At 58.2% G+C, this 24,610-nt stretch carries 24 protein-coding genes; 2 read left to right on the forward strand and 22 right to left on the reverse strand.

The window, feature by feature from the left end:
* Positions 1-8 precede the first annotated feature (8 nt).
* The 15 genes from fliI to sucC all read right to left on the reverse strand — a co-directional run bounded on the left by fliI (position 9) and on the right by sucC (position 16,017).
* Complete coding sequence (gene fliI / locus CIC07_RS14085) at positions 9-1,334, reverse strand: flagellar protein export ATPase FliI (protein WP_076355306.1); 1,326 nt, start codon at positions 1,332-1,334, stop codon at positions 9-11.
* A complete protein-coding gene (locus CIC07_RS14090) occupies positions 1,331-2,182 on the reverse strand; it encodes a FliH/SctL family protein (protein WP_076355304.1) in 852 nt (283 codons plus the stop codon). Before CIC07_RS14090 ends, fliI begins: the two co-directional genes overlap by 4 nt.
* Complete coding sequence (fliG, locus tag CIC07_RS14095; protein ID WP_049867540.1) at positions 2,175-3,188, reverse strand: flagellar motor switch protein FliG; 1,014 nt, start codon at positions 3,186-3,188, stop codon at positions 2,175-2,177. The genes CIC07_RS14090 and fliG overlap by 8 nt, the downstream gene beginning before the upstream one ends.
* A 12-nt stretch (positions 3,189-3,200) precedes the next feature.
* Positions 3,201-4,766 (reverse strand): flagellar basal-body MS-ring/collar protein FliF, encoded by a 1,566-nt coding sequence (gene fliF / locus CIC07_RS14100; protein ID WP_076355302.1) that lies wholly within the window; start codon positions 4,764-4,766, stop codon positions 3,201-3,203.
* Positions 4,767-4,805: 39 nt separating this feature from the next.
* The gene (gene fliE / locus CIC07_RS14105) at positions 4,806-5,114 is read right to left on the reverse strand and encodes a flagellar hook-basal body complex protein FliE (RefSeq protein ID WP_076355300.1); all 309 of its coding nucleotides are present in this window, start codon (positions 5,112-5,114) and stop codon (positions 4,806-4,808) included.
* Positions 5,115-5,135: 21 nt separating this feature from the next.
* On the reverse strand, positions 5,136-5,582 hold the full coding sequence (gene flgC / locus CIC07_RS14110) for a flagellar basal body rod protein FlgC (protein ID WP_021881388.1): 447 nt from the start codon (positions 5,580-5,582) through the stop codon (positions 5,136-5,138).
* A gap of 3 nt (positions 5,583-5,585) precedes the next feature.
* Complete coding sequence (gene flgB, locus CIC07_RS14115; protein WP_094248393.1) at positions 5,586-5,954, reverse strand: flagellar basal body rod protein FlgB; 369 nt, start codon at positions 5,952-5,954, stop codon at positions 5,586-5,588.
* Between the two features lie 262 nt (positions 5,955-6,216).
* Positions 6,217-6,990, reverse strand: a complete 774-nt coding sequence (codY, locus tag CIC07_RS14120; RefSeq protein WP_076355296.1) for a GTP-sensing pleiotropic transcriptional regulator CodY — start codon at positions 6,988-6,990, stop codon at positions 6,217-6,219.
* Between the two features lie 25 nt (positions 6,991-7,015).
* Positions 7,016-8,410: an ATP-dependent protease ATPase subunit HslU gene (hslU, locus tag CIC07_RS14125; RefSeq protein ID WP_076355295.1), complete on the reverse strand. Its 1,395-nt coding sequence runs from the start codon at positions 8,408-8,410 to the stop codon at positions 7,016-7,018.
* Positions 8,411-8,464: 54 nt separating this feature from the next.
* The gene (gene hslV / locus CIC07_RS14130; RefSeq protein ID WP_048746485.1) at positions 8,465-9,007 is read right to left on the reverse strand and encodes an ATP-dependent protease subunit HslV; all 543 of its coding nucleotides are present in this window, start codon (positions 9,005-9,007) and stop codon (positions 8,465-8,467) included.
* 27 nt (positions 9,008-9,034) lie between these two features.
* Positions 9,035-10,369, reverse strand: a complete 1,335-nt coding sequence (trmFO, locus tag CIC07_RS14135) for an FADH(2)-oxidizing methylenetetrahydrofolate--tRNA-(uracil(54)-C(5))-methyltransferase TrmFO (RefSeq protein ID WP_076356940.1) — start codon at positions 10,367-10,369, stop codon at positions 9,035-9,037.
* A gap of 96 nt (positions 10,370-10,465) precedes the next feature.
* Complete coding sequence (topA, locus tag CIC07_RS14140; RefSeq protein ID WP_076355294.1) at positions 10,466-12,565, reverse strand: type I DNA topoisomerase; 2,100 nt, start codon at positions 12,563-12,565, stop codon at positions 10,466-10,468.
* 27 nt (positions 12,566-12,592) lie between these two features.
* Positions 12,593-13,702: a DNA-processing protein DprA gene (gene dprA, locus CIC07_RS14145; RefSeq protein WP_076355293.1), complete on the reverse strand. Its 1,110-nt coding sequence runs from the start codon at positions 13,700-13,702 to the stop codon at positions 12,593-12,595.
* A gap of 175 nt (positions 13,703-13,877) precedes the next feature.
* A complete protein-coding gene (gene sucD / locus CIC07_RS14150) occupies positions 13,878-14,807 on the reverse strand; it encodes a succinate--CoA ligase subunit alpha (RefSeq protein WP_076355291.1) in 930 nt (309 codons plus the stop codon).
* A 49-nt stretch (positions 14,808-14,856) separates the two neighbouring features.
* Complete coding sequence (sucC, locus tag CIC07_RS14155) at positions 14,857-16,017, reverse strand: ADP-forming succinate--CoA ligase subunit beta (RefSeq protein ID WP_021879141.1); 1,161 nt, start codon at positions 16,015-16,017, stop codon at positions 14,857-14,859.
* A 269-nt stretch (positions 16,018-16,286) separates the two neighbouring features.
* Between sucC and CIC07_RS14160 the strand changes: the two genes are divergently transcribed.
* Positions 16,287-17,837: a YifB family Mg chelatase-like AAA ATPase gene (locus CIC07_RS14160; RefSeq protein WP_076355289.1), complete on the forward strand. Its 1,551-nt coding sequence runs from the start codon at positions 16,287-16,289 to the stop codon at positions 17,835-17,837.
* A gap of 93 nt (positions 17,838-17,930) precedes the next feature.
* Positions 17,931-18,350: a hypothetical protein gene (locus CIC07_RS14165; protein ID WP_076355287.1), complete on the forward strand. Its 420-nt coding sequence runs from the start codon at positions 17,931-17,933 to the stop codon at positions 18,348-18,350.
* 131 nt (positions 18,351-18,481) lie between these two features.
* Here the strand turns inward: CIC07_RS14165 and CIC07_RS14170 are convergent, their stop codons facing one another.
* The 7 genes from CIC07_RS14170 to rplS form a co-directional block, all read right to left on the reverse strand.
* The gene (locus CIC07_RS14170) at positions 18,482-18,907 is read right to left on the reverse strand and encodes a YraN family protein (protein ID WP_083687938.1); all 426 of its coding nucleotides are present in this window, start codon (positions 18,905-18,907) and stop codon (positions 18,482-18,484) included.
* On the reverse strand, positions 18,904-19,224 hold the full coding sequence (locus tag CIC07_RS14175) for an EscU/YscU/HrcU family type III secretion system export apparatus switch protein (RefSeq protein WP_076355285.1): 321 nt from the start codon (positions 19,222-19,224) through the stop codon (positions 18,904-18,906). Before CIC07_RS14175 ends, CIC07_RS14170 begins: the two co-directional genes overlap by 4 nt.
* On the reverse strand, positions 19,221-21,371 hold the full coding sequence (locus CIC07_RS14180; RefSeq protein ID WP_076355283.1) for a TP0910 N-terminal domain-containing protein: 2,151 nt from the start codon (positions 21,369-21,371) through the stop codon (positions 19,221-19,223). Before CIC07_RS14180 ends, CIC07_RS14175 begins: the two co-directional genes overlap by 4 nt.
* Positions 21,372-21,692: 321 nt before the next feature.
* The gene (locus CIC07_RS14185) at positions 21,693-22,307 is read right to left on the reverse strand and encodes a ribonuclease HII (RefSeq protein WP_076356936.1); all 615 of its coding nucleotides are present in this window, start codon (positions 22,305-22,307) and stop codon (positions 21,693-21,695) included.
* A gap of 110 nt (positions 22,308-22,417) precedes the next feature.
* Positions 22,418-23,293 carry a ribosome biogenesis GTPase YlqF gene (ylqF, locus tag CIC07_RS14190; RefSeq protein WP_076355281.1) on the reverse strand — a complete coding sequence of 292 codons (876 nt, stop codon included), beginning with the start codon at positions 23,291-23,293 and terminating at the stop codon, positions 22,418-22,420.
* Positions 23,294-23,348: 55 nt separating this feature from the next.
* Complete coding sequence (lepB, locus tag CIC07_RS14195; RefSeq protein WP_076355279.1) at positions 23,349-23,966, reverse strand: signal peptidase I; 618 nt, start codon at positions 23,964-23,966, stop codon at positions 23,349-23,351.
* Between the two features lie 142 nt (positions 23,967-24,108).
* The gene (gene rplS / locus CIC07_RS14200) at positions 24,109-24,453 is read right to left on the reverse strand and encodes a 50S ribosomal protein L19 (protein ID WP_048746497.1); all 345 of its coding nucleotides are present in this window, start codon (positions 24,451-24,453) and stop codon (positions 24,109-24,111) included.
* Positions 24,454-24,610 lie beyond the last annotated feature (157 nt).

Below are 24,610 nucleotides of genomic sequence, written 5' to 3' on the forward strand. Positions count from 1 at the left end.
GTCTCTGTTCAGCTCCCGTTGAATTGCCGGATCAAATGGTCCAGCGTTTCGTCAAAATGGGCTTTTTCATTCGTTCGTTGCTGCGTGAAATCCAGAATCCCGTCCATTTGGTCCATCGCCTGGTCGATTTCCTTGTTCGATCCGGGCTGATACGCCCCGATATTGATCAAGTCCTCCGAATCCTTATAGACAGCAAGCATCTTTTTGAGAGCGGAAGCCGCCTCCTGATGCTCGGGCTCTATGATCTCCTTCATGACCCGGCTCACCGAGGCAAGCACGTCGATCGCCGGAAAATGGCCTTTCTGAGCCAAGTCCCGGCTTAAGACGATATGTCCGTCGAGGATGCCTCTCACGGCATCCGCTACCGGCTCATTCATGTCGTCCCCGTCCACGAGAACGGTATAAAAAGCCGTTATGGAACCCGTCGGCCCTGTGCCCGCTCTTTCAAGCAGCTTCGGAAGTCCGGCGAACACCGACGGCGTGTACCCTCTCGTCGCCGGAGGCTCGCCTACCGCCAGACCGACTTCCCGCTGAGCCATCGCATACCGGGTGACGGAATCCATCATCAGCATGACGTTCATGCCGCGGTCCCGGAAGTACTCCGCGATCGTCGTCGCGATCACCGCGCCCTTGATGCGGATCAAGGCCGGCTGATCGGATGTGGCTACGATTACGACGGAACGGGCCAGTCCTTCCGGTCCCAGATCCTTCTCGATGAACTCGAGCACCTCGCGTCCGCGTTCGCCGATGAGAGCAATCACGTTGACGTCGGCAGCCGTATTGCGGGCGATCATGCCCAGCAGCGTGCTTTTTCCGACACCCGATCCGGCGAAGATCCCGACGCGCTGGCCTTGGCCTACGGTAAGCAGGCCGTCGATCGCGCGGACCCCGATGCCGAGCGGCTGCTGGACACGCGGCCTGAAGAGCGGATTGCTTGGAGGAGCGGTCGTCGGATAGCGGATCATGCGGCTGGGAATGAAGCTTCCGTCAAGCGGCCTCCCGAGGCCGTCAAGCACTTTTCCGAGCAGCTCCGCCCCGACCTGGACCGTAAGCGGCTTGCCTGTGCCTACGACGTCGCATCCGGGCGCGATCGAATTGAGATCTCCGAGCGGCATGAGAATCAATCTGTTGTCCCGGAAACCGACGACTTCGGCCAGGAGCGGGGGCGCCCCTCTTCCGGGATAGATCTGGCAGACATCCCCGATGCCGGCATCGGGTCCTTCGCTTTCGACGGTAAGCCCGATGACCTGGGTTACCTTGCCGTTGATGCGCACGGGATCGATGCCGGCGAGCTGCTCCGCATATCTCGAAGCCTTGGGAATCCTGGAGCTCATGAAGCTGGCGCCTCCTGACCTTCACGCTGGGAAGCGATTCCCATCAGCTCGCGCTTGATTTCGGACAGCTGCGTGTCGATGCGGGCATCGATGCTGCCGAATGCCGTCCGGATGACGCAGCCGTGATCCTTGACCGACGCGTCGGGCAGAATCTGCAGCTCGGCCTGAGAATCGATCGACAGCTCCAGCTCGTCCCTGGCGGCTAGAACGGACGACAGCTGCGCGGGACTGACGCATAGAACGATGCTGCCATTCTCTCTTCGCCGGGAAAGCATGTTGCGGATAAGGTCGATGGCGATGTCAGGCTCGAGATCCAGCTGCTTGCCGACCAGCTTCTCCGCAATGGCGCAGCTCAGCTCGACGAGGAACGGCTCCGCCTCCTGGATGATCTGCTCCTTCATTCGGAAGGAGGCTTCAAGGATGGAGGAGGATTCCTCGATCCTTTGCTCCCATTCCTTCCGCAGCGCGGCTTCGGCTTCCCGGCTGCCTTGGCTGAAGCCCTCCCCATATCCGGCCAGGCGGGCTTCCTCTGCGATTCGTTCATCGTCCGCCCTTCTGGCATGCCACCAATCCTCGGCTTCCTGACGGGCCTGTTCGATCAGCTCCTGGGCTTGCTTGGCCGCATCCGCCAGCGTGTCCTCGGCGACGCTCTGGGCGTCGCCGAGGATCTGGCTGCGCAAAGCTTCCGTAGCCGCATCCGGGCGGAGCTCGCCGCGATAGGCCTGCTCGCCGAATCCGTCCGGCGCGGTGTCGGCATCGCTTGCCGCTGCAGGCTTCCGGTAAAACCGTTCCAGCCGCTGATGCTGTTCCTGAGGAACAACCTGCGAGGATTTGAACAGATTAGACAATGATGTCATCTCCTCCGCCGCGGGCGATGATGATGTCACCGGATTCCTCCAGCCTGCGGATCGTTCCTACGATGCGCGTCTGGGCTTCCTCGACGTCACGCAGCCGCACGGGACCCATGAATTCCATTTCTTCCTTGAAGGTCTCGGCCATCCGCTTGGACATGTTCCGGAAGATCGCTTCGCGCACTTCCTCGCTTGCCACCTTGAGCGCAAGCTGCAGGTCGGCGCTCTCGATATCGCGGATGATGCGCTGGATCGAACGGTTGTCGATGCTGACGATGTCTTCGAAGACGAACATCCGCTTCTTGATTTCTTCCGCCAGCTCCGGATCCTGAATTTCCAGGGAATCCAGAATCGTCCGCTCGGTGCCGCGATCGACGCCGTTCAGAATCTGAACGATGGAGTCGATGCCGCCCGCGTTCGTGTAGTCTTGGGTCACGGTCGCGCTCAGCTTCTGCTCCAGCACTCTCTCTACTTGGGAGATGACCTCAGGAGAGGTGCTGTCCATGAGCGCGACCCTGCGGGCGACTTCCGCCTGCTTCTCTTGAGGAAGCGAAGAAAGAATATGGGAAGCCTGCTCCGGCTGGAGATACGACAGCACGAGTGCGATCGTCTGGGTATTTTCGTTCTGGATGAAGTTCAGGATCTGGGTCGGCTCCGCCTTGCGGGCAAAATCGAATGGCCTCACTTGCAGCGTCGCCGTAAGCCTGCTGATGACTTCCAAAGCCTTTTGCGAGCCGAGCGCCTTCTCGAGAATATCCTTCGCGTACGCGATGCCGCCTTGGGAGATATATTCTTGGGCGAGGCAGATCTGATAGAATTCGCTCATGATCGTGTCCCGCTCCGAGCTGTCGACCTTCCTCACGTTGGCGATTTCCAGAGTCAGCTGCTCGATTTCCTCTTCCCTCAGATGCTTGAAGATCTGGGCCGATACATCGGGGCCGAGCGTGATCAGCAGAATGGCAGCCTTTTGGCGCCCGCTCAAGCTTTGCAGCGCTTTAACCATGAGTTGCCACCTCTATTCCTCTACTAGCCAGGTGCGAAGAAGGTTGACGAAATCATCCGGCTTCCGCTTGGCGAGTGTTTCCAAATTCTTGCGCACTTGATTCTCGTTCGTGACGCTCTCCAGGTTGATCGAAGGATATTCGACTCTCGGCGCCATTTCTTCGATGATTTCCTCTTCCTTGGCGCGGCGTCGGCGAACGGCGAGCACGATTCCGCCGATAAGCGCGGCAGCGGCGACAGCGATCGCGGCAATCCATCCGGCCGTAAGGCCTTTGCCGGAAGCGGAAGCTCCTGCTGCGGCAAAATTTTGCCCGATGACAGAAACCTTTTTGGCGATGATCGCGTCATTACTAACATCCTGTCCGGATTCCACGAGCTGGGAACGGACGAAAGAAGTTAGATATTGGGTGATTTGATCCTTTGTTTCCTGGTTTAATAATGAGGTAGGAATGCCGACGCTGATGCTGAGGTCTTTGACGGCGTAAGGGCCGCCAATGATCGTGTTCTTGTAGCGGTTAGGCTCATAGTTGGTCGTGCTGGAGGTTTTCTCTGACGTGCTGCTGCCTCCGCCCGATGTCGAGGAATATCCGGGAACATCGGTTTCTCCGGTGCCTGCGACGCCGCCGGCGTTCCCTTCCGTTCCTTCCGAGCTTTCACTCGATTGCTGCTGGCTAATCACGAGACCGTTGTTGTTGTTGTTGTCCAGCGGCTTGACGAGGCTTTCCTCCCGGCTGACCTGATCGAAGTTCAGGCTGCTAAGCACGCTGACGGCAAGGTTCTCGCTGCCTACCATCGTTCCGAGGAACTGCTCGATATTCCGCTTCAGGTCGCTCTCGTATTTCTTTTGGATCTGGAATTGAGAGTTCGCGCTGCCCGAGTTGTTCAGCGTGCCGCCGATTTTGGAGGAGGCTGTCAGCTCGCCTTGCGGGCTCGTGATCGTGATGTCCGCGATTTTAAGATTCGGCACCGATGTCTTGACGAGATTGAAATATCCGTCGATCTCATCCTGGCTGGGCCGGAATCCCGGCTTGAACTTCATGACGATAGAAGCCGACGCGCCGCTCGCTTCTTCCGTTTGGGCAAACACGCTTTCCTTGGGAAGATTGACGACGACTTTGCTGGAAGCGACTCCCTGCATGCCGTTGAGCAGCTGCTGGATCTCTCCGTTCAAGGCGCTGCGGTATTTGACGTTGAATTCGTTGTCGGTCATGCCGAACTGAGAAGAACCCGTATTGAACGCCGCGAATCCGATCGATCCATTCTGGACCAGACCTTGCGATCCGGCAGCGACCCGCACGCGGTCTGCTTCGCTGCTAGGCACGGCGATCGAATTGCCGCCGTCTCCAAGCCGGTAAGAAATGCTGCTGCTGTCCAGATAGTTCATGATTGCCTGGGCATCGGTTGTATCGAGATCCTTGAACACTGTTTCGTATTGTGTTTTGGTCAGGATCGAAGTCAGCAGGATGATCGTCAGCAGCAATACCCCGATCGTCGCTCCCAGCCAAATCTTTTGCTTCTTGCCCATCGCTCCCCAGTAATTTTTGGCGGAATCGCGCAGGCGGGCCATCTTTTCGTTCACATCTTCACCCCGCAGAATGCTATTGCAATGCAGTCAGCTTTAAATTTGCATGCGCATGATGTCCTGATAGGCCTCTACCGCCTTGTTCCGGACCTGCGTCACCAGCTGAAGGCTGAGCTCAGCCTGCTGCGAGACAATCATGACTTGTGAGATATCCGCTTGGCCAACCAAGTATTGGTTGTTGACTTGATGCACGGCTTTTTCTTGCGCGCTGACACTGTCCAGGGCGTTTTTGAGCATCGTCCCGAAGCTTTCGGTCACTTCGCTCGGCGATGCGGCTTGCGTCTTGGCCGTGATAGCCGGCGTGTTCAGAGGAGAGACCTGTGCAAGCGTTATAGGCTGGATCATTGTGGACTATCCTTTCGGCTTTTATTTTCCGATTTCAAGCGCTTTGACGAACATCGTCTTCGTTGCGTTCAATGCGGTCACGTTCGCCTCGTAGGAACGGGACGCCGAGATCATATCCACCATTTCCTTCGTCACGTCCACGTTCGGCATCTTCACATAGCCGTTCTTGTCCGCATCGGGATGAGAAGGATTGTAGACCAGCTTGTCCGGTGTGCGATCCTCCTGGATCCGGCTGACTTTAACCCCTTTGGACGCCTCCCCCATCTCGTTCTGCAGCATCGATGCGAAGCTGCCTTCCTTCATGGGCTCCAATACGACCATTTTGCGCTTATAGGGCTGGAACTCGCCATTTACATAGGAGGCTCGAGTCGTCTCGGCATTCGCGATGTTGGATGAGATCACATCCATTCGGAGCCGCTGGGCGGTCAATGCGGAGGCACTGATGTCGAATCCGTTGGTCAGCTTCATTTCTTACCCTCTCCCGTCGATGGCAGTCCGCATCATCTTGATCTCATGATTGATCTGTTGAATGTAGGAATTGTAGCGGAGCTGGTTTTTCGCAAGCAAAGCCATCTCGCGATCAGGGTCCACGTTGTTTCCGTTGTTATTCATGACAGATTTTTCATCCGTGACTAGCTGCATGGTTGGAGTTTGGTCATTTAGACCTATATCCATATGCATTTTTTGGGTCTTTATCCCTGCTAAATCGTGGTTTTTCTGGCCGTTCAGCTGGTCATTCAGCAGCTCCTCGAATACCAGTTCCGAACGTTTGAAGTGCGGCGTGTCAGCATTGGAAATATTATCCGAGATTACCTGCTGCCTTGCTTCAGCGGCTCTCATTGCCCCTGCAAGTCTGCTGAAATCCGCGCCGTTCAAGACATTCAATGCTGTTTCACCACTTTCTTCCTTAATGGTTTATCACTTATTCAACAAATCTTCAGGCATTCCTGCATCTTCGACATAAAATAATTAAAAAAATGAGAGATCGATGTCGAGATTTGCCGAGTACGATAATCTTCCTAAAATTTCATATTTATTACAATGAGAAAAAAGCCCTATCTTTATATAAAGATAGGGCTTTCCTGGGTATAAAGGACCTCTTTTATTTCTTCATCTTGCCTAATTCTTCCAAAAGTTGATGATTCAGGATGCGGATGTAGGTGCCTTTCATTCCCAAAGATCGCGTTTCGATAACTCCAGCGCTCTCGAGTTTGCGGAGCGCGTTCACTATGACGGATCTAGTTATACCGACCCGGTCGGCGATCTTCGACGCAACGAGCAGTCCTTCCTTGCCTTCCAGCTCCTCGAAAATATGCTCGACAGCTTCCAGCTCGCTGAAGGAAAGCGAGCCGATCGCAACGGCGACGACAGCTCTGCTGCGCGCCTCAAGCGCGATTTCCTCCGCCCTCTCCCGCAGGATTTCCATGCCTACGATCGTGGACCCGTATTCGGCGAGGATGAGATCCTCATCGTCGAATACTCCGTTCAGACGCGTCAGGACGACAGTGCCGAGCCGGTCCCCGCCGCCGGTGATCGGAACGACGCACATCATCTCCTGGGCGTTCATGAAGCGGAATACATCTCCGATGCCGGGATCGGGAACGACGTTGGTCTCCGGCTCCCTCATCTGCAGGAAGCGGCTGTTCGTCTCCTGAGGAAAACGCAGCTCGGCTTCGGCAGCCAGACTCCGGAACTGGTCATGGTCGAAACGGTCGACTGCGGCGCAGCCCAAAATTTTGCCTCTGCGGCTGACGACGAAAATGTTGGCTTGAATGACGGAGCTGAGAACTTCCGCCATCTCCCTGAAGCTGAGTGCCTTGCCGGCCGCTTTTTGCAGCAGCCGGTTCAGCGATCTTGTTTTGGTCAATAATGTCATCTTTCTGCTTGCCCCCCGAACTACCCTACAATATATATTGGCTCAAATCCCGGTCCTGCGCAATGGAGGATAGCTTTTCCTTCACATACTCCGGCGTGATGAGCAGACTTTCCAGCGTTAGGTCCGGCGCCTCGAACGACAAGTCCTCGAGCAGCTTCTCCAGTATCGTATGGAGCCTGCGCGCGCCTATGTTTTCTGTATTGCGGTTGACGTCGGCCGCGATGGACGCAAGCTCCGCAATCGCCTCATCCGAAAAATCGATTGCGATCCCTTCCGTGGCCAACAGAGCGGTGTATTGCTTGGTCAGAGCGTTTTTGGGCTCCTTGAGAATCTGCACGAAGTCCTCCAGCGTCAGCGACGTCAATTCCACCCGAATCGGAAATCTTCCCTGAAGCTCAGGAATGAGATCGGACGGTTTGGAAACATGGAACGCCCCGGCGGCGATGAACAGGATGTAATCGGTCTTGACCGCTCCATATTTGGTCATGACGGTGGAGCCTTCGACGATCGGCAGGATGTCGCGCTGAACGCCTTCACGAGACACGTCAGGACCCGAACCCTTGGAAGGACTCGCGATCTTGTCGATCTCGTCCAGGAAGACGATTCCGGACTGTTCCGCCCTTCTCACCGATTCGCCGATGACCTCGTCCATATCAATCAGCTTGGCCGCTTCTTCCTGCGTCAATACCTTGCGGGCTTCCTTGACCGTAAGCTTGCGGCGCTTGGTCCTCTTCGGCATGAACTGTCCCAGCATCTCCTGCATGTTCATGCCCATCATTTCATTGCCTTGCCCCGACATCATATCCATCATCGTCGGCGAAGCATCTTCCACATCAAGCTCCAGCAGGTCGTTCTCCAGCTCTCCGGCTTTGAGCTTTGCGCGGACAACCTGCCTTTTACCGATAAGGTCGGGATCGTTCACCTTCTCTTCCTCATCGTCCTTGGACCCTTGATTGCCGAAGAGCATCTCGAGAGGATTTTTGCCGCCCTTGGACTTGACGGGAGACGGTACCAGAAGCTCGACGAGCCGTTCGTTGGCCTGCTCTTCCGCCCTGTCCTTCACCCTTTCGGTCCGTTCGGCCTTGACCATGCGGATCGACACTTCGACGAGATCGCGGATCATCGATTCCACGTCCCGGCCGACATAGCCGACCTCGGTGAATTTCGTCGCCTCGATCTTGACGAACGGCGCTCCCACAAGCTTGGCCAGACGCCTTGCAATTTCCGTTTTGCCGACGCCGGTCGGACCGATCATCAGCATGTTTTTCGGAACGATCTCGTCCCTCAAGGCTTCGTCGAGCTTGCTGCGGCGGTAACGGTTGCGCAAGGCGACTGCGACCGAGCGCTTGGCCTGCTTCTGGCCTACGATATATTTGTCCAGCTCAGCAACGATTTGCCTTGGCGTCAAATCTTCCTTCACAGGCTCACTCCCTCTGCATACTAATAATCGCTATTGCGTTAAGGGCAGGAATCTTCAGACTTCTTCCACGATGATGCTGTGATTGGTGAATACGCAAATTTCCGCCGCCGTCTCAAGCGCTGCCTGGGCCATTTCCCTCGCGCTGAGATTAGGCGCATGCCGCTTCAATGCCCTTGCCGCAGCAAGGGCGAAGCTGCCCCCGGAGCCAATCGCCAAAATGCCGTCATCCGGCTCAATGACCTCCCCGTTGCCCGAAATGAGGAGCAGCCCGGTGGTGTCCATGACGAGCAGCATCGCCTCGAGCCGGCGAAGCACCCGGTCCGATCTCCATTCCTTGGCGAGCTCTACGGCAGCGCGCTGCAAGTTCCCGTGATGCTCCTCGAGCTTGCTTTCGAACTTTTCGAACAAGGTGATCGCATCCGCGACCGAGCCGGCGAAGCCCGCGGCTACTTGGCCGCGGTACAGGCGCCGGACTTTTTTGGCGGAGCCTTTCATGATCATGCTGTTGCCGAAGGTCACTTGACCGTCACCCGCTATGGCGCCTTTTCCATTATGGCGGACGGCGCAAATCGTCGTCGCGTGGAACTGCATTTCCATGAACATGTCTCCCTTCGTCTCTGGCTCCTAAACGGACGGAACCGCTTCTAGAACATCGCGCTTGAAGGTTTCAACAGCCTCGATCGCTCTTGCGGCGATCATCTCGTTCTTTTCCTTCTTGTTGCGGATCCGCTTCTCCAGCGGAGGGAACAGGCCGAAGTTGGCGTTCATCGGCTGGAAGTGGCGGAAGTCGGCCGTCGTGATATATCCCGCCATGCTGCCGAGAGCCGTCTCCGCAGGCAAGACGAGCGGCTCCAGCCCCTTGGCCAGCCTTCCGGCGTTGAGGCCCGCCAGCAGGCCGGAGGCCGCCGATTCCACGTAGCCCTCGACACCGGTCATCTGGCCGGCGAAGAAGAGATTCTCGCGGCCCTTGAACTGGTACGTCGACTCCAGCAGCTTCGGCGAGTTGATGAACGTATTGCGGTGCATGACTCCGTAACGGACGAATTCCGCATTTTCAAGACCTGGGATGAGGGAGAACACTCGTTTCTGCTCGCCCCATTTCAGATGGGTCTGGAAGCCGACCAGATTGTAGAGCGTGCCGGCGGCGTTGTCCTGGCGCAGCTGGATGACCGCATGCGGCAGCTTGCCTGTACGGGGATCGATGAGCCCGACCGGCTTCATCGGGCCGAACAGAACCGTCTGCTTGCCGCGCTGGGCCATGACTTCGATCGGCATGCAGCCTTCGAAATAGACTTCCTTCTCGAATTCCTTCAAGGCGGCCGTCTCGGCGGTAATCAAAGCTTCGTGGAAGATCTCGAACTCCTCTTCCGTCATCGGACAATTCAGATAGGCCGCTTCGCCCTTGTCATAACGGGAAGCCAGATACACCTTCTCCATGTCGATGGAGTCCTTCTCCACGATCGGAGCGGCGGCGTCGTAGAAGTAGAAATACTCCTCGCCCATCAGGTCCTTGATCGCTCCGGAGAGCGCCGGCGCCGTCAGAGGGCCGGTAGCGATGACCGTAATTCCGTCCTCCGGAATCGAGGTGATCTCTTCGTTGCTTACCGTAATCAGCGGATGATTGCGCAGCGTTTGCGTAATATCTCCCGAAAATCCGTCGCGGTCAACGGCGAGCGCGCCGCCGGCAGGCACCGCATTGCGGTCGGCCGATTCGAGAACGAGGGATCCGAGCCTCCTCATTTCTTCCTTCAAGACGCCGACCGCATTGGTGAGGCCGTTGGCGCGCAAGCTGTTGCTGCATACAAGCTCGGCGAATTTGTCAGTATGATGCGCAGGCGTACGGGTAACCGGACGCATTTCGTACAGATGGACCGGCACTCCCTGGGAAGCGATCTGCCAGGCGGCTTCGCTGCCGGCCAGGCCGGCTCCAATGACGGTAACGTGCTGTGGTGTGGACACTTGCAATTCCTCGCTTTCTTTGCTTCAAAGGACTTCATAACCGCAGGGAAGCGGAAAGCATGTCGAGACGGCTTTCCGCTTCCACGTGGATATAGGTTACAGCTGATCGGGATCCTGGTCTTCGGGAAGCTCTTCCGTATAGTCGCAGGAAGGGCATTGGAGACGGGCTCCGGTCTTGTTCCGCTTCACGACGAGCATGCTGTCGCACTGAGGACATGGCTTGCCGGACGGCCGGTCCCAGGAGACATAGTCACATTCAGGATATTGATCGCAGCCGAAAAAGATTCTTCCTTTTTTGCTGCGGCGCTCAATGATGTGGCCTTTCTCGCATTTCGGGCATACGACTCCGATGCTTTTGACGATCGGTTTTGTATTCCGGCAGTCCGGGAAGCCCGAGCAGGCCAGGAACTTGCCGAAGCGGCCCATTTTGTAGACCATCGGCATGCCGCATTTCTCGCAGGTCTCATCCGAAACCTCGTCCTGGAGCTCGACTTCCTTCATCTCTTCCTCGGCTACTTCCAGACGCTTCTCGAAGGAATCGTAGAACTGGGCGAGCACCTTGACCCAGTCCTCCTTGCCTTCCTCGACATGGTCAAGGTCGCCTTCCATATGGGCGGTGAACTCCGCATCCAGAATTTCGGGGAAGAACTCTTCCATGAGCTGGATGACGAGATCGCCAAGCTCGGTCGGCATGAATTTCTTCTCTTCGATCGCGACGTAGCCGCGCTTCTGGATCGTCTCCAGCGTCGGAGCGTAGGTGGACGGGCGGCCGATGCCGAGCTCTTCCAGCGTTTTTACGAGACGCGCTTCCGTGTAGCGGGGAGGCGGCTGCGTGAAATGCTGCTTGGGAACCATGGAATCCGTCTTCACCGCGTCTCCGACCGACAGTGCAGGGAGGAATTTATCCTCTTCCGTCGTCCCGTCGTCATTGCCTTCGACATACACCTTCATGAATCCGGGGAACTTCACCTTGGAGCCCGCCGCCCGGAACACGACTTCTCCTGCGGCGAGATCCACCGTCATCGTATCCAGCACGGCCGAGCTCATCTGGCTCGCTACGAAGCGCTCCCAGACAAGCTTGTACAGGCGATACTGATCCCGGCTCAAAAACTCTTTGACCGCATCCGGCTCCCAGGCCATCGAAGTCGGGCGGATCGCTTCATGCGCATCCTGGGCGTTGCTGTTCTTCTTCAGATACACCCTAGGCTGCTCGGGATAATAGTCGGCGCCGTATTTCGATGTGATATATTCCTTGGTTTCCTCTTGCGCTATCGGGGAGATCCGGGTCGAATCGGTCCTCATATACGTAATAAGACCCGCCGTGCCTTCCTTGCCGAGGTCGACGCCCTCGTACAGCTGCTGGGCGACGCTCATCGTCTTGGAGGCGCGGAAGTTCAGCTTGCGCGCGGCTTCCTGCTGGAGCGAGCTGGTAATGAACGGAGGAGCCGGATTGCGCTGGCGCTCCTTCTCTTTCACTTCGGCTACCGTGAAGGACTTGCTGCCGATGGCATCCAGAACGCGCTGCATCTCGGCTTCGCTCCGCAGCTCTCCCTTTTCGCCGGCAAGGCTGTGGAACTTCGCTTCGAATTCGGACTTGCCCTTGGCGAGGCCCGCTGTAATCGACCAGTACTCTTCCGGAATGAAGGCATCGATCTCATGCTCGCGGTCGATGATCAGCTTCACCGCTACCGATTGGACGCGGCCGGCCGAGAGGCCTTTTTTGACTTTCTTCCATAATAGAGGGCTGATCTTGTAGCCGACGAGGCGGTCGAGAATACGGCGCGCCTGCTGGGCGTTGACGAGATCCATATCGATCTTGCGCGGAGTCTTGAAGGCGTCCTTGACGGCCTGCTTCGTAATCTCGTTGAAGACGACGCGGCAGGTGTCCGTCTCGCTGATGTCCAGATAATGCGCCAGATGCCAGGCTATCGCTTCCCCTTCGCGATCCGGGTCAGCCGCCAGATAAACTTTTTTGACTTTTTTGCTCGCGTCCTTAAGTTCCTTGAGGACGGAGCCTTTGCCGCGAATCGTAATATATTTGGGGTTGAAATCGTTCTCGACTTCGACGCCGATCTGGCTTTTCGGCAAATCTCGGATGTGGCCCATGGAGGCTTTCACAATGAATTTGCTTCCCAAATATTTGCCAATCGTCTTTGCTTTTGCCGGTGATTCGACAATGACAAGTGAGTCGGCCATTCTGGCGTCCTCCTTCCACAGCTGTAATTACAATGCCATATATATGGAACCGCTTTGCTGTTCAATCTTATGTTTTAAAGATAAATTTATCAGAACTGCCTGCAAAAGTCCAAAAGGCATGTTCAAAGCCTCCAGCAATCCATCCGCAGATCGCGGCCCATCCTGCAGGAGGCGGAGCACCGCCTTCTCTTCAGCCGTCAACGCGTCGCCTTCTCGCTCGGGTTCGGGCTTGCGTCTGCGGCTGTCCGGATATTCCTCGCCGATCTGGCGCGCGTCGCTGAGAAGACGAGCATAACCGCAGCGGATGAGCTCGTTGCAGCCCTCGCTGCGGGTCGAGCCGAGCGGGCCCGGCACCGCGAACACATCCCGGTTCATCTCGAGCGCCTGCTCCGCCGTGATCAGGGAGCCGCTCCTCGAAGCGGCCTCCACAACGACGGTTCCGAGACTCAGCCCCGCGATGATGCGGTTGCGCTGCGGGAACATGCCGGGATGAACCGGCGTTCCAATCGGATATTCCGAGAGCAGCAGGCCGTCGCGGGCGATCCTCTTGTACAGTGGCCGGTTCTCCGGCGGATATGCCGTATCGACCGGCGTCCCCAGGACGGCGATCGTGCCGCAGCCAGCATCAAGGGCAGCCTGATGGACAATGCCGTCAATGCCCTTGGCCATGCCGCTGACGACGGTAAAGCCCTGCCGGGCGATTCCTCCGGCAAGCGCTGTAGCGGCCTGCCTGCCGTAGGCGCTCGGGTTGCGGGTGCCTACGACCGATAGGCAAGGAGTGCCCATCAGGCCCCGGTCTCCGATTCCGTACAATACCCATGGCGGCTGCGGAATCTGCCGCAGCAGCTCCGGATAATCCGAATCGAGCGGCGTCAGCCTCCAGCCTCCTTGACCGGCCAGGGCGGCTTCCCATGCCGGCTCGATCTGTCCGTTCCAGCGCCGGCAGAATTCCTCGGCCGGCTGCGCCCTGATGCCAAGCCGGATCAGCTTGTCGGCTGTCATCGTTTCCTTCGGGCTCATGCCGGACATCAGAACCTTGTTGACCGATGCCCAGCCGACGCCCGGAGTCTCGCTCAGCGTCACGATGAATGTTCGTGTAAGCGGTTCGTTGTCATGATTAGGGAGCCAAGTCACCATCTGGCGGATTCGTCCTCTCGCATTAAGGATCGGCCGGCTCCGCGCTCCTTCCTATTGTGGGGCACAAGAATGGAGATTGCAAGCGCAGGCGGGCCGCAAAACAAAAGGCAGCCTTCCCCAACCCATGACGGGTCGAAGAAGGCTGCCTGCCTTCAGTGAACGAATTTGATGTGATTCAGTGGGTTTTGCATTTCTCCAGAAGGCCTTGCTCTTCCAGAACGCCGACGAGAGTCGAACCCATGTCGGACGGAGTCGGAGCAACCTTGATGCCGCAAGCTTCCAGCGTCGCGATTTTTTCCGCCGCCGTTCCTTTGCCGCCGGAGATGATGGCACCTGCATGGCCCATGCGTTTGCCCGGAGGAGCCGTCGCGCCGCCGATGAAGCCGACTACCGGCTTCTTCATGTTGGCTTTGACCCACTCGGCCGCTTCTTCCTCAGCCGTGCCGCCGATCTCGCCGATCATGATGACCGCATAGGTGTCCGGATCTTCATTGAACAGGTTCAGGATGTCGATGAACTCGGATCCTTTGACCGGGTCGCCGCCGATGCCGACAGCCGTCGATTGGCCGATGCCGCGGGTCGTCAGCTGATGAACCGCCTCGTACGTCAGCGTTCCCGAGCGGGAAACGACGCCTACATGGCCTTTTCTGTGGATATATCCCGGCATGATGCCGATTTTGATCTCGTCCGGCGTGATGACGCCCGGGCAGTTGGGTCCGATCAGGCGGGTTTTCTTGCCTTCCATGTAACGCTTCACGCGCACCATGTCCAGAACCGGAATGCCTTCCGTAATGCAGATGACGAGATCGAGCTCCGCCTCTACCGCTTCCAGGATGGAGTCGGCCGCGAATGCCGGCGGCACGTAGATGACGGATACCGTCGCTCCCGTGTCGGCAACCGCTTCGCGAACGGAATTGTAGACCGGCAGCGATTTTGTCTCGCCGTTTTCAAGCGTGATGTCGACGGACGTGCCGCCTTTGCCAGGAGTTACGCCGCCAACCATCTGGGTGCCGTATTCAAGAGCGCCCTTCGTGTGGAACAGACCGGTTTGGCCGGTAATGCCCTGGGTGATCACTTTGGTGTCTTTGTTGATCAAAATGCTCATCGCAAATTCACATCCCCTAACAGAATTCGTATCTGCAGCCCCAAGGGCATTATTTTACGAGCGCAACGATTTTTTGGGCGCCGTCGGACATGCTGTCCGCCGCGACCAGATTCAGGCCCGATTCGTTCAGAATCTTCTTGCCGAGCTCGACGTTCGTGCCTTCCAGGCGGACGACAAGCGGACGCTCCAGACCAAGCTCGCGCGCAGCCGCGACAACGCCTTCGGCGATGACGTCGCAACGCATGATGCCGCCGAAGATATTGACGAAGATGCCTTTGACGTTGGCGTCGGAAAGCAGGATTTTGAACGCTTCCGTTACTTTCTCCTTCGTCGCGCCGCCCCCTACGTCCAGGAAGTTCGCAGGGTCGCCGCCGTAGTGCTTGATGATGTCCATCGTCGCCATGGCAAGGCCTGCGCCGTTGACCATGCAGCCGATGTTGCCGTCCAGAGCGATGTAGCTCAGGTCGTATTTGGAAGCTTCGATTTCTTTTGCGTCTTCCTCTTCGAGGTCGCGCAGCGCCAGGATGTCCTTGTGGCGGAACAGGGCGTTGGAATCGAAGTTCAGCTTGGCGTCGAGAGCCATGACGTTGCCGTCACCCGTAACGACGAGCGGATTGATCTCGGCGATGGAGCAGTCCTTGTCCACGAAAGCGGTATAAAGCGCTGTCATGAACTGAACCGCCTTCCGGACCAGTTCCTTCGGAATATTGATCGCATAAGCGAGGCGTTGCGCCTGGAAAGGCAGCAGGCCTACAGCCGGATCGATGACTTCCTTGATGATTTTCTCCGGGGAATGCTCGGCGACTTCTTCAATCTCCGTGCCGCCCTCTTCGGATGCCATCATGACGACGCGGCCCGTAGCGCGGTCGACAACGACGCCGACATAGTATTCTTTCTTGATGTCGCAGCCTTGCTCGATCAAGAGGCGCTTGACTTCCTTGCCTTCCGGTCCCGTCTGGTGCGTAACGAGCGTCTTGCCGAGAATCTCGGACGCGTATGCGCGGACCTCGTCCAGGTTTTTCGCAACCTTGACGCCGCCTGCCTTGCCGCGGCCGCCCGCATGGATCTGTGCCTTGACAACTACGACGGAAGTGCCAAGTTCCTTGGCGGCTTCGACAGCCTCGTCTACCGTGAAGGCGACTTTGCCTTCAGGTACGGCTACCCCGTATTGTTTCAAGACTTCTTTGCCTTGATACTCATGAATATTCATTCACGACATCCTCCAATCCTCTGACTCAGGTGGAACAGCTGGGAAACTATCAAACAAACATCTGTCATTATAACACAATCGAAGCAAGCCTTCCTGCAAAATAATCTTTATCATGTAAATTATTTTTTGATTTTGCCGCGCATGGCGACAATCGATCCAAATGTTGACAAATTCAGCCGGCATGCCTATCCTGTAGCTAACAAGTTTGTTTACAGATGGAATGTGAGGAAGCACCTTCGCCGTCTTATTTCGGGAGGTGTTTCTTTGTCATGCCCTACAGCAAATGCATAAGCGCGAGCGTGCTCGGCGTCGACGGCAAAAGCATTACCGTGGAGGTCGACCTGTCCAGCGGTCTGCCTCAAGTGAATCTGGTCGGCCTTCCCGACCCATCCGTCCGCGAATCGGTGGAGCGCGTCCGCGCCGCCATGCGGAATTCCGGCTTCAAATTCCCGCTGGAGCGAGTGACGGTGAACCTCGCGCCCGCCGATCTGCGCAAGGAAGGGACAGCTTTCGATCTCGCTATCGCGGCTGCCATCCTGACGGCCAGCGGGCAGATGGAAGCCGATGCCTTCGACGGCATGCTCGTCATCGGCGAGCTCGCCCTCAACGGCGGGCTTCGTCCCGTGCCCGGCGTGCTTCCCATGGTCGAGGAAGCGCGGACACGCGGCCTCAGGCGCGTGCTTCTGCCTCCCGACAACGCCTGCGAAGCCGCTCTCGTAGGCGGCATGGACATCTACGCGGCGGCCGATCTGGCTTCCCTGGCTGGCTGCGGAGGAAGCGGAGAAGGCTGGAACCGGCTTACCTGGCATCCTACAGACACCGTTCCAGCGTCCTTGGAGACGGCATCCAGCGGCGAAGGAGCAGCCTCTCCGGACTACGCCGACGTATTCGGTCAGCACCATGCCAAGCGTGCGCTGATGATCGCCGCCGCCGGCAGGCACAACCTGCTGCTGAGCGGGCCGCCTGGAACCGGCAAGACGATGCTCATCCGCCGTCTGCCCGGCATTCTCCCTCCCATGAGCGAGGAAGAGGCGCTTGAGGTGACCAAAATCTTCAGCGTCTCCGGCAAGCTCGCCGCCTCAGGCTCCCTCATCTTGGAGCGTCCATTCCGCACTCCGCATCATACGATCTCCACGGGCGGCCTTATCGGCGGCGGCTCCACCCCCCGTCCTGGCGAGGCTACACTCGCCCATCGGGGCGTCCTCTTTCTCGACGAGCTGCCGGAATTCCCCCGCTCCGTGCTCGAAGTGCTGCGCCAGCCGCTCGAGGATCGGGAAGTGACGATAGCCAGAGCGAGAGCGGTGTTCCGCTTCCCGGCTCATTTTCAGCTGGCCGCCTCGATGAATCCTTGCCCGTGCGGACAGCATGGCTCCGACGTTCCGGGGCAGCGCGGCTGCATCTGTTCTCCGGTGCAGATCGCCCGTTACCGATCGCGGATATCCGGCCCGCTGCTCGACCGGATCGACCTGCTCATCGAGGTTCCTCGGCCGCAGCATGCCGATGCCATGCAAGCCGGCATGAGCACTGCGGACATGAGGAATTTGATTGCTGGCGCCGTCAGGCGCCAGAAGGATCGGGAGCAGGAGACGGGCGTAGCGTGGAACGGCGATCTGGCGGGCAAATCGCTGAAGCAAGCCGCCCCCCTTCAAGCCGAAGGCGCCCGCCTGCTTCAGCAAGCCTATGATCGGCTTGGCATCAGCTTGCGCGCCCATGAGCGGATCCTGAAGCTCGCGCGCACGATCGCGGACGTGGAAGGCTCCACGCAAATCCAGACGGCCCATGTCGCTGAAGCGATTCAATACCGCAGGCTGGAGCTATGAGGACTCCCAACCCATCGGCACGCTTTGGAGCGATGAGGACTCCCAACCCATTGGCACGCTTCAATCGGAACGGGTATAATCATATTGGAGGGGATGGGTATCATCAATACGGAAACGATTCATACCAGCAGCCGCCGCTTCCGCTCCGCCCTGGATTCTGTCCGGAGGCATGAGTTCAAAAGCGCGCAGCTCGGAAGCAACGACTACCCCAAAGGCGCATCAAGCGACGCGTCGCTGCTGCTCGGCATCTACCTGCTGAACGAACACGGGGTCGATTGCGATTATGTGGCCGCATCCGACCGCAGCGGCTCCAGCCATGCCTGGCTGGAGCATGAGGGCCTCTTCATCGACATCACGGCCGACCAGCTGCCGGGCATGCAAGGCAAGGTCGTTGTCGGAGAGGACCATCCCGCACATAGCCTTTTCATCGAAGCGGGCCGAAGCCGCATCAGCGAGAATGACCTCAGCGACCTCGCCGATGATTATGATATCGTGATGGCGGGAATGATCTAGACCCTTCTCAAGTCTGGAAAAACCGTTCAACGGCCTTGAAACGGCAGGGCAAGTCCCATGTGCCTTGAAACGGCAAGGCCGATCCTGATGCCCGGATCGGCCTTTTTCGTTTAAATGGAAGCCCGCTCAAGTCAAAAGGCATTTCGCACATAAGCGACCTCTATCGGCTTTAGGCCGGCAGAATCAAGCGTAACGGCAGCGGCATCAAAGCGGACCGTCTTCTCCTGCCACCCCTTTTGACTCAAATACTGGCGGGCGATCCTGCGCACCTTATGCTGCTTGCGGGCGTCGATCGATTCCAGCGCGGTCCCGAACCGGCTGCCCTGCCGCAGCGAACGGACTTCCGTCACGACGAGGGAGCCGCCTTCAACGGCGATAATATCCAGCTCCCCCTCGCGGCAGCGCCAATTGCGCTCCAGAAGCCTGAAGCCGCCGGCTTCCATCCATTGAGCGGCTGCATCCTCGCCGATCCTTCCAGAGAGGCTCCTGGCAGCTCCGATGCGGGTCCCCGCCTTTCGGGACTTGTCCGGCTCGGCGTTTCCGGGTCCGTTCTTCATGCGCTGTCCCCCGCTTCGCGGTCAGCCCGATAGAGAAAGCTGAGGATCTCAGCGACCAGGCCGTACAGCTCCGGGGGAATCTGCTGATCCAGATCCAGCTTGGACAGAACCTCTACGAGAGAGCGGTCCTCCTGCACCGGCACTCCGCTCTCCCGAGCCCGCTGCAGGATCTCGTCGGCCAAATGTCCGGTTCCCTTCGCCACGACGGCCGGAGCTCCGCCTTCCAGCGGATCGTATTTGAGCGCGACAGCCTTTTTCTTCTCCGGCTCAGGCTCGTCCGTACCCGCACTACCATATTTGCGCTCATCCTCGCTCATACCCTTAGATCAACTCCCTTGTACGGCTCTGCAGTTGCAAGCGCCGGATCGGAAGCACTCATCTTCTTCTCCGCAGCCCGCCGCTCTTCCGGATGGACGACTTTCATGCCGAGAAGACGATAGCCCGAAGCATGCAGCAGCTCGGACAACGCCGTCTTTCCGGCGTCGGCCAGCAGCGGAACGGCAGGATGGCCGTTGAATACGGTCAGGCTGACGACTTTGTCCGCGACAGCCACGTCGACGACCGTGTCCCCGATCACATCCATTTTCAGGTCGAAAAGGAGACGGCAGTTGGATGCGTCCAATCCGCCCTTTCCATTCCGTCTCGACTGCACATGCACGGAAGCAGTCTGACCGCCGTTAGCTGTCTGCAGAGGAATCTGCAAGGTAAGCTGCGAGAAAAACGTTCCGCTGCGCTCCGGCGACAGCAGCAGCTGCTGCCCGGTAATATGCTGCAGCAGCTGCTGGGCCGAGTCCTTTACCGCGGGCGGCAAGTCCGCCGACTGCAGCAGCGAGAGCAGCGCGGACTTGATTGTCGCCGTTTCCGGAACCGCCGCCTCCTTGGCGCCGGGCGCCAAAGCCGGAAGGCCTGATTCTCCGCGAACGGGAACGGCAAGCGGTCTCGCGGGTCCTTCGTCTGCAGGCTTTCCATTCGCCGGGTAAGCTTCCGGATCGGCAGCTGCCCGTTCGCTTCCATGGGCTCCTTGAGCGCCTTTCAACGGATTCGCTTTGGCGTCGGCTGGCTCTACGGCTGAAGCGGCATTCATCGATAAGGCAGCCTTCGGACCGCCTGCCTTCTCCCCGCTATCCATTTCATCCAACGGACCGGATGCAGACGGCGCCTGCTTTCCCTCTGATGTAGCAGAGACAGCTTCCTTGCCGCCGCCTGCTGCTCCCATTCCCTTCGCCACCGTATCCGCTGGGATCGGCGGCGCTCCTCCTGAAGCTGCCGATGTCATGGAAGCGGAGCTATGAGAAGCATGAGCAGGATCGCGCTCCATGTGTCCTGTCAGGATGTCCGCGCTTCCGGCCTGCGGCGTACGGACCGCGCTTCCGGCAGCACGCTCCGCCGACAGCTGGTTCCGCAGCTGGTTTTCATGGCCCGCTCCCATCCAATCCAGCATTTGTCGCGCCCAGTTCCGGACCGGTTCAGATGCTTGGGTTTCTTTCGCCATCAAAGCCGAATCGGCAGCGGCTCCGTTGACTTGCTCTGCGTGGAGTCCCGCTCCCTCGGCTGGAAGCGGCTTCCCTCCGACATTCGCCGTCCTGGCGGCTTGAAGGAGCTCTCTGCTCAGTGCATGCACACCTTGCTGGTCGCCCGCTGCAACCTTTGCCGGCCTTATATCTGCGGTGTCCGCCGTTGTTTCCGGAGCCGCTTTCACGTCTGGGGACATAGCGGCTTTCAAATCAGCGGGCGGGTTGGATTTCATGCTGCCGCTATCCGCCGGCTGCTTGGCAAGTTGCTTGGCATCCGGCCAGCTCCCGCTGCCTTCCAGCAGCTCCAGCAAGCGGGTTGCGTGGAGCTTAGCCGCCCCGTCCTCTCCGGAAGCATGCTCGACCATCGCCTTTAATGCCGATGACAATTGCTCCAAAAGCTCGTGCGCAGACGGTCCGGATTGGATCTGGCGCAGCGACGCTACCGTCGCTTCCGTCATCGGCAACCCGCGCTGAATGGCGACCGCGGCGGCTTTCAGCCATAACTGAGGATTCTCGCCTTCCGGCATGAATTCGGCCGCTTCAGCCAGAGCGCCGGCAGTCGCGCCGTCGATCGCGACACCCATCGCCTTCAACTCGCGCACAAGAGCTTGACCGGCCTGTTCCTTGCCGCCGACACCGAACTTGAATCCGAGCGACTTCCAGAGTTCATCGGTCGGTTCAGAGGCCGTCTTGCCCGGCTCCTGCCGTTTCAAAACCAGCTTGCCTTCAGCCGTTTCCGATTGCACCTGGAGGACAGCCGTCTGCCCTTGCTTCAAAGGCGTCTCCAACTTGGCGACGAGCTGTGTGCCGCCGATCTGCAAAAGCGCTTCATTGTCCCCCATCAGCTCCACGACCTGGGCCCGGACCGTCTGGCCGGGGCGCAGCTCCAGCGTGCGGCTGGCAGCTGGCTGCACGTCGCCGATCAGTTTGATGAGACTTCCGATATTCATCGTCGTTACGGCCTCCGCTCGCTTAAGTCCTAATTTCTCTGTAGTCCTTTATCGACATTTACGCGGTAAAACATAATGGTTGTCGATCAGGATCGCTAGTTCTATTCTTATTCCAAGCCGACCATGTCATCTAGCCCGTTTCTACATTTCCAATCTGCATCGGCAACATTACGCAAGGAAGGCTTGAGCTCCCGATCTCGACTGAGGCTACAATCGAACGCCGGACAAAATCTCGTCTGGCGTCATCGGCAAACAGGAAGGCGCATCCTGACAACTGAGATAATCAAAAAACCCTTGCGTTTCCGCAAGGGTCCAATCGGTCTAAAACAGCGCCAGCTGCTCCCCCGGCAATATCTTGCCGAGGAACGAACGCCGATGGAGCGGGCTCGGTCCGTGCTCGAGCAGCATGGAGCGGTGATGCTTGGTCGCATAGCCTTTATGTACGGCAATCCCGTAAGCCGGATAATGCAGATCCCATATCTCCTTGCAGAGACGGTCACGGGTCACCTTGGCCAGGATGGATGCCGCCCCGATGCTCTGGCTCACCGCATCGCCATGAATAATGGACGTTTGCGGAAAGTCCAGATCGACGGTCTCGGCATCGACCAGCAGATGGCAAGGCCGTACGCCGAGCGATTCCACCGCCTGCTTCATGGCCAGACGCGAAGCCTGGCGGATGTTGATGCGGTCGATCGTCTCGCAATCGATTCTCGCGACCGCCCAGGCAAGAGCGGAGTCCAGGATGACTTCGTAGAGCCTCTCGCGCTTTTTCTCCGAAAGCTTCTTGGAATCGTCGACTCCGTCGAGGACGAGCCCTCGCGGCAAAATGACCGCCGCAGCGACGACATCGCCGAACAGGCAGCCCCGCCCGACTTCGTCCACGCCGCAGACATGCTCGGCTCCCGATTCCCAGAGCTGCCGCTCGTAGGAAAGCAGATCCGCCGGCTCGCCCGAGCCGGCGGCAGCGGCTTCACCGGATGCCGATCCATCCTCCCATAATGAAGGAGAAGCTTCCGGATTCGGCTGATCCGCTTTGCGGCGCGGCGTCATGGCCTTGCCGGAGGCGCCGCTTCCAGCGTGAGGCGTCCGAGCTTGCCGGCACGAAGCTCCCGCAGGATGATTCCGGATACCTTTTCCAGATCGATTCGGCCGCCGCTGAGCAGACAACCGCGGTTGCGGCCGATCTGTTCCATGACCCCGACAATCTGCAAGTTGTCATCGAAATCCTCCGGCTGTTCTTCCAGGCCGAAACGTTCCTGCATCTCGGGCCAGTATCTCTCTACGAGCACGCGGACGGCAAAGTACGCCACGTCTTCGATATTGAGCACCTGCTCCTTGATCGCGCCGGTCATGGCGAGCTTGTAGCCTACAAGCTGATCCTCGAACTTCGGCCACAGGATGCCCGGCGTATCGAGCAGCTCCATCTCCGAGCCGACCTTGATCCATTGCTGCCCCTTGGTGACGCCGGGACGGTCTCCGGTGGCGGCGATATGCCTGCCGGCCAGCCGGTTGGTCAAGGTGGACTTGCCGACGTTGGGAATGCCGACAATCAGCGCGCGCATGGCGCGCGGGTTCATGCCCCGGTCCAGCATGCGCTGGATTTTTTCATGAAGGATTTCCCTCACCTTGACGGGAATCTCATTCACCCTGGAACCGGTCGAGGAATCGACGGCCAGGCTCACATACCCTTTGGAAGCAAAGTATTGCATCCACCGTTCCGTTTCTCGGGAATCGGCCAGGTCTGCCTTGTTCAGCAGGATGAGACGTGGTTTGCCCCTCAGGATGTCGTCGACCATAGGGTTGCGGCTGGACATGGGAACGCGGGCGTCGAGCAGCTCGATCGCGATGTCGATCAGCTTGAGCTTGTCTTCGATCTGCCTTCTTGCCCGCGTCATATGTCCGGGGAACCACTGAATCGTCATGCCAGCACCTCATTTGTTCTATCGTCGGAACCTGGGAAGCAGAGCTTCCTCTAGGTTAACCGTGTTTGATGATCTTCATGTCGGATGGCGGCCAGAAAATGACGTCCGCGCGTCCGATCAACTGCTTGTAAGGGATATAGCCGATTCTGCGGCTGTCCTCGCTGTTGCTGCGGTTGTCGCCCATCGCCAGGAAGGAGTCGGCGGGAACCGTGCCTTCGGTCACGTTCTCGTTGGGGAAGTTCGGTCCGCTCTGGTTCCACAGCTCGCCTTTTTTGTTCGCTTCCTCGATGGCTTGCTTCAGGTAAGGCTCGTCCTGCTTGACATCGTTGACGAAGACGTCGTCGCCCTCGACCTTGACCTTGTCGCCCGGGAGCGCGATGACGCGCTTGATGAAATCCCTTCCCTCCTGGGGAACATGGAATACGACCACTTCACCGCGATGCGGCTGCCTGATGTCGAAGATGATCTTGTTGACGATCAGCCGTTCACCCGTGTGGAAGTTAGGCTGCATGGAAGGTCCGTCGACAGCGAACGGAGCGAAGAGGAACCAGCGGATCAGCCATACGAGAATGGCCGCGATCGCCAGCGCCTTGACCCATTCAAACACTTCCTTGCGGGCTTTGCCGCCGCGCGTTGCCGCATTCTGCTCTTCTGGAAACTGCTCTTCAGCCATCTGCAGTTCAGCCTTCTTTCGTCACACGAATAGGGTATTGGTTTATAAAAAGAATTGCCGGGGCGCAGAGGCCTTCGGAAATAATGGCTTAAAATAACGAAAAGGGGCTTGTTTGCGGCAAGCCCCTCTTGACGTTCCATTCTTAGCGGCGGATTTCCTTGATACGGGCCGCTTTGCCGCGCAGTTCGCGCAGGTAGTACAGTTTCGCGCGACGAACTTTGCCGCGACGGGTAACTTCGATGCGGTCAATCTTAGGCGAGTTGATCGGGAACGTACGCTCCACGCCAACGCCGTAAGAAATTTTGCGGACTGTGAAAGTCTCGCTGATTCCGCCGCCGCGACGTTTGATAACAACGCCCTCGAACAGCTGAACCCGCTCACGGGAACCCTCGATAACCTTTACGTACACCTTCAGCGTGTCGCCTGGACGGAAGCTAGGGATGTCCGTGCGAAGCTGTTCTTGAGCAATCGTTTGTAAAAGATTCATGAGTTTAGTCACTCCTTCCACCATAGACGTTCATATAAGCTAACCGGCTCGCCTTGTGAGCCGGATCATGGCCGATAGAGGACCGTCCGAGTCATTAAAACAACATTTCAAATCATACCATATCCAAGCCCGGAAAACAACCTCGTCTTCATGAATC

Source organism: Paenibacillus sp. RUD330, from assembly GCF_002243345.2.
Classification (GTDB): Bacteria; Bacillota; Bacilli; order Paenibacillales; family Paenibacillaceae; genus Paenibacillus_O.

Coding starts and splice junctions, on each gene's coding strand:
- CIC07_RS14165 (WP_076355287.1), top strand. CDS start 17,931: ATGGGTATCATCAATACGGAAACGATTCATACCAGCAGCCGCCGCTTC.
- fliE (WP_076355300.1), bottom strand. CDS start 5,114: ATGATCCAGCCTATAACGCTTGCACAGGTCTCTCCTCTGAACACGCCG.
- codY (WP_076355296.1), bottom strand. CDS start 6,990: ATGACATTATTGACCAAAACAAGATCGCTGAACCGGCTGCTGCAAAAA.
- flgB (WP_094248393.1), bottom strand. CDS start 5,954: ATGAGAGCCGCTGAAGCAAGGCAGCAGGTAATCTCGGATAATATTTCC.
- sucC (WP_021879141.1), bottom strand. CDS start 16,017: ATGAATATTCATGAGTATCAAGGCAAAGAAGTCTTGAAACAATACGGG.
- flgC (WP_021881388.1), bottom strand. CDS start 5,582: ATGAAGCTGACCAACGGATTCGACATCAGTGCCTCCGCATTGACCGCC.
- lepB (WP_076355279.1), bottom strand. CDS start 23,966: ATGGCTGAAGAGCAGTTTCCAGAAGAGCAGAATGCGGCAACGCGCGGC.
- sucD (WP_076355291.1), bottom strand. CDS start 14,807: ATGAGCATTTTGATCAACAAAGACACCAAAGTGATCACCCAGGGCATT.
- fliG (WP_049867540.1), bottom strand. CDS start 3,188: ATGGTTAAAGCGCTGCAAAGCTTGAGCGGGCGCCAAAAGGCTGCCATT.
- fliI (WP_076355306.1), bottom strand. CDS start 1,334: ATGAGCTCCAGGATTCCCAAGGCTTCGAGATATGCGGAGCAGCTCGCC.
- CIC07_RS14160 (WP_076355289.1), top strand. CDS start 16,287: ATGCCCTACAGCAAATGCATAAGCGCGAGCGTGCTCGGCGTCGACGGC.
- CIC07_RS14175 (WP_076355285.1), bottom strand. CDS start 19,224: ATGAGCGAGGATGAGCGCAAATATGGTAGTGCGGGTACGGACGAGCCT.
- rplS (WP_048746497.1), bottom strand. CDS start 24,453: ATGAATCTTTTACAAACGATTGCTCAAGAACAGCTTCGCACGGACATC.
- ylqF (WP_076355281.1), bottom strand. CDS start 23,293: ATGACGATTCAGTGGTTCCCCGGACATATGACGCGGGCAAGAAGGCAG.
- topA (WP_076355294.1), bottom strand. CDS start 12,565: ATGGCCGACTCACTTGTCATTGTCGAATCACCGGCAAAAGCAAAGACG.
- dprA (WP_076355293.1), bottom strand. CDS start 13,702: ATGGTGACTTGGCTCCCTAATCATGACAACGAACCGCTTACACGAACA.
- CIC07_RS14170 (WP_083687938.1), bottom strand. CDS start 18,907: ATGAAGAACGGACCCGGAAACGCCGAGCCGGACAAGTCCCGAAAGGCG.
- hslV (WP_048746485.1), bottom strand. CDS start 9,007: ATGGAAATGCAGTTCCACGCGACGACGATTTGCGCCGTCCGCCATAAT.
- CIC07_RS14180 (WP_076355283.1), bottom strand. CDS start 21,371: ATGAATATCGGAAGTCTCATCAAACTGATCGGCGACGTGCAGCCAGCT.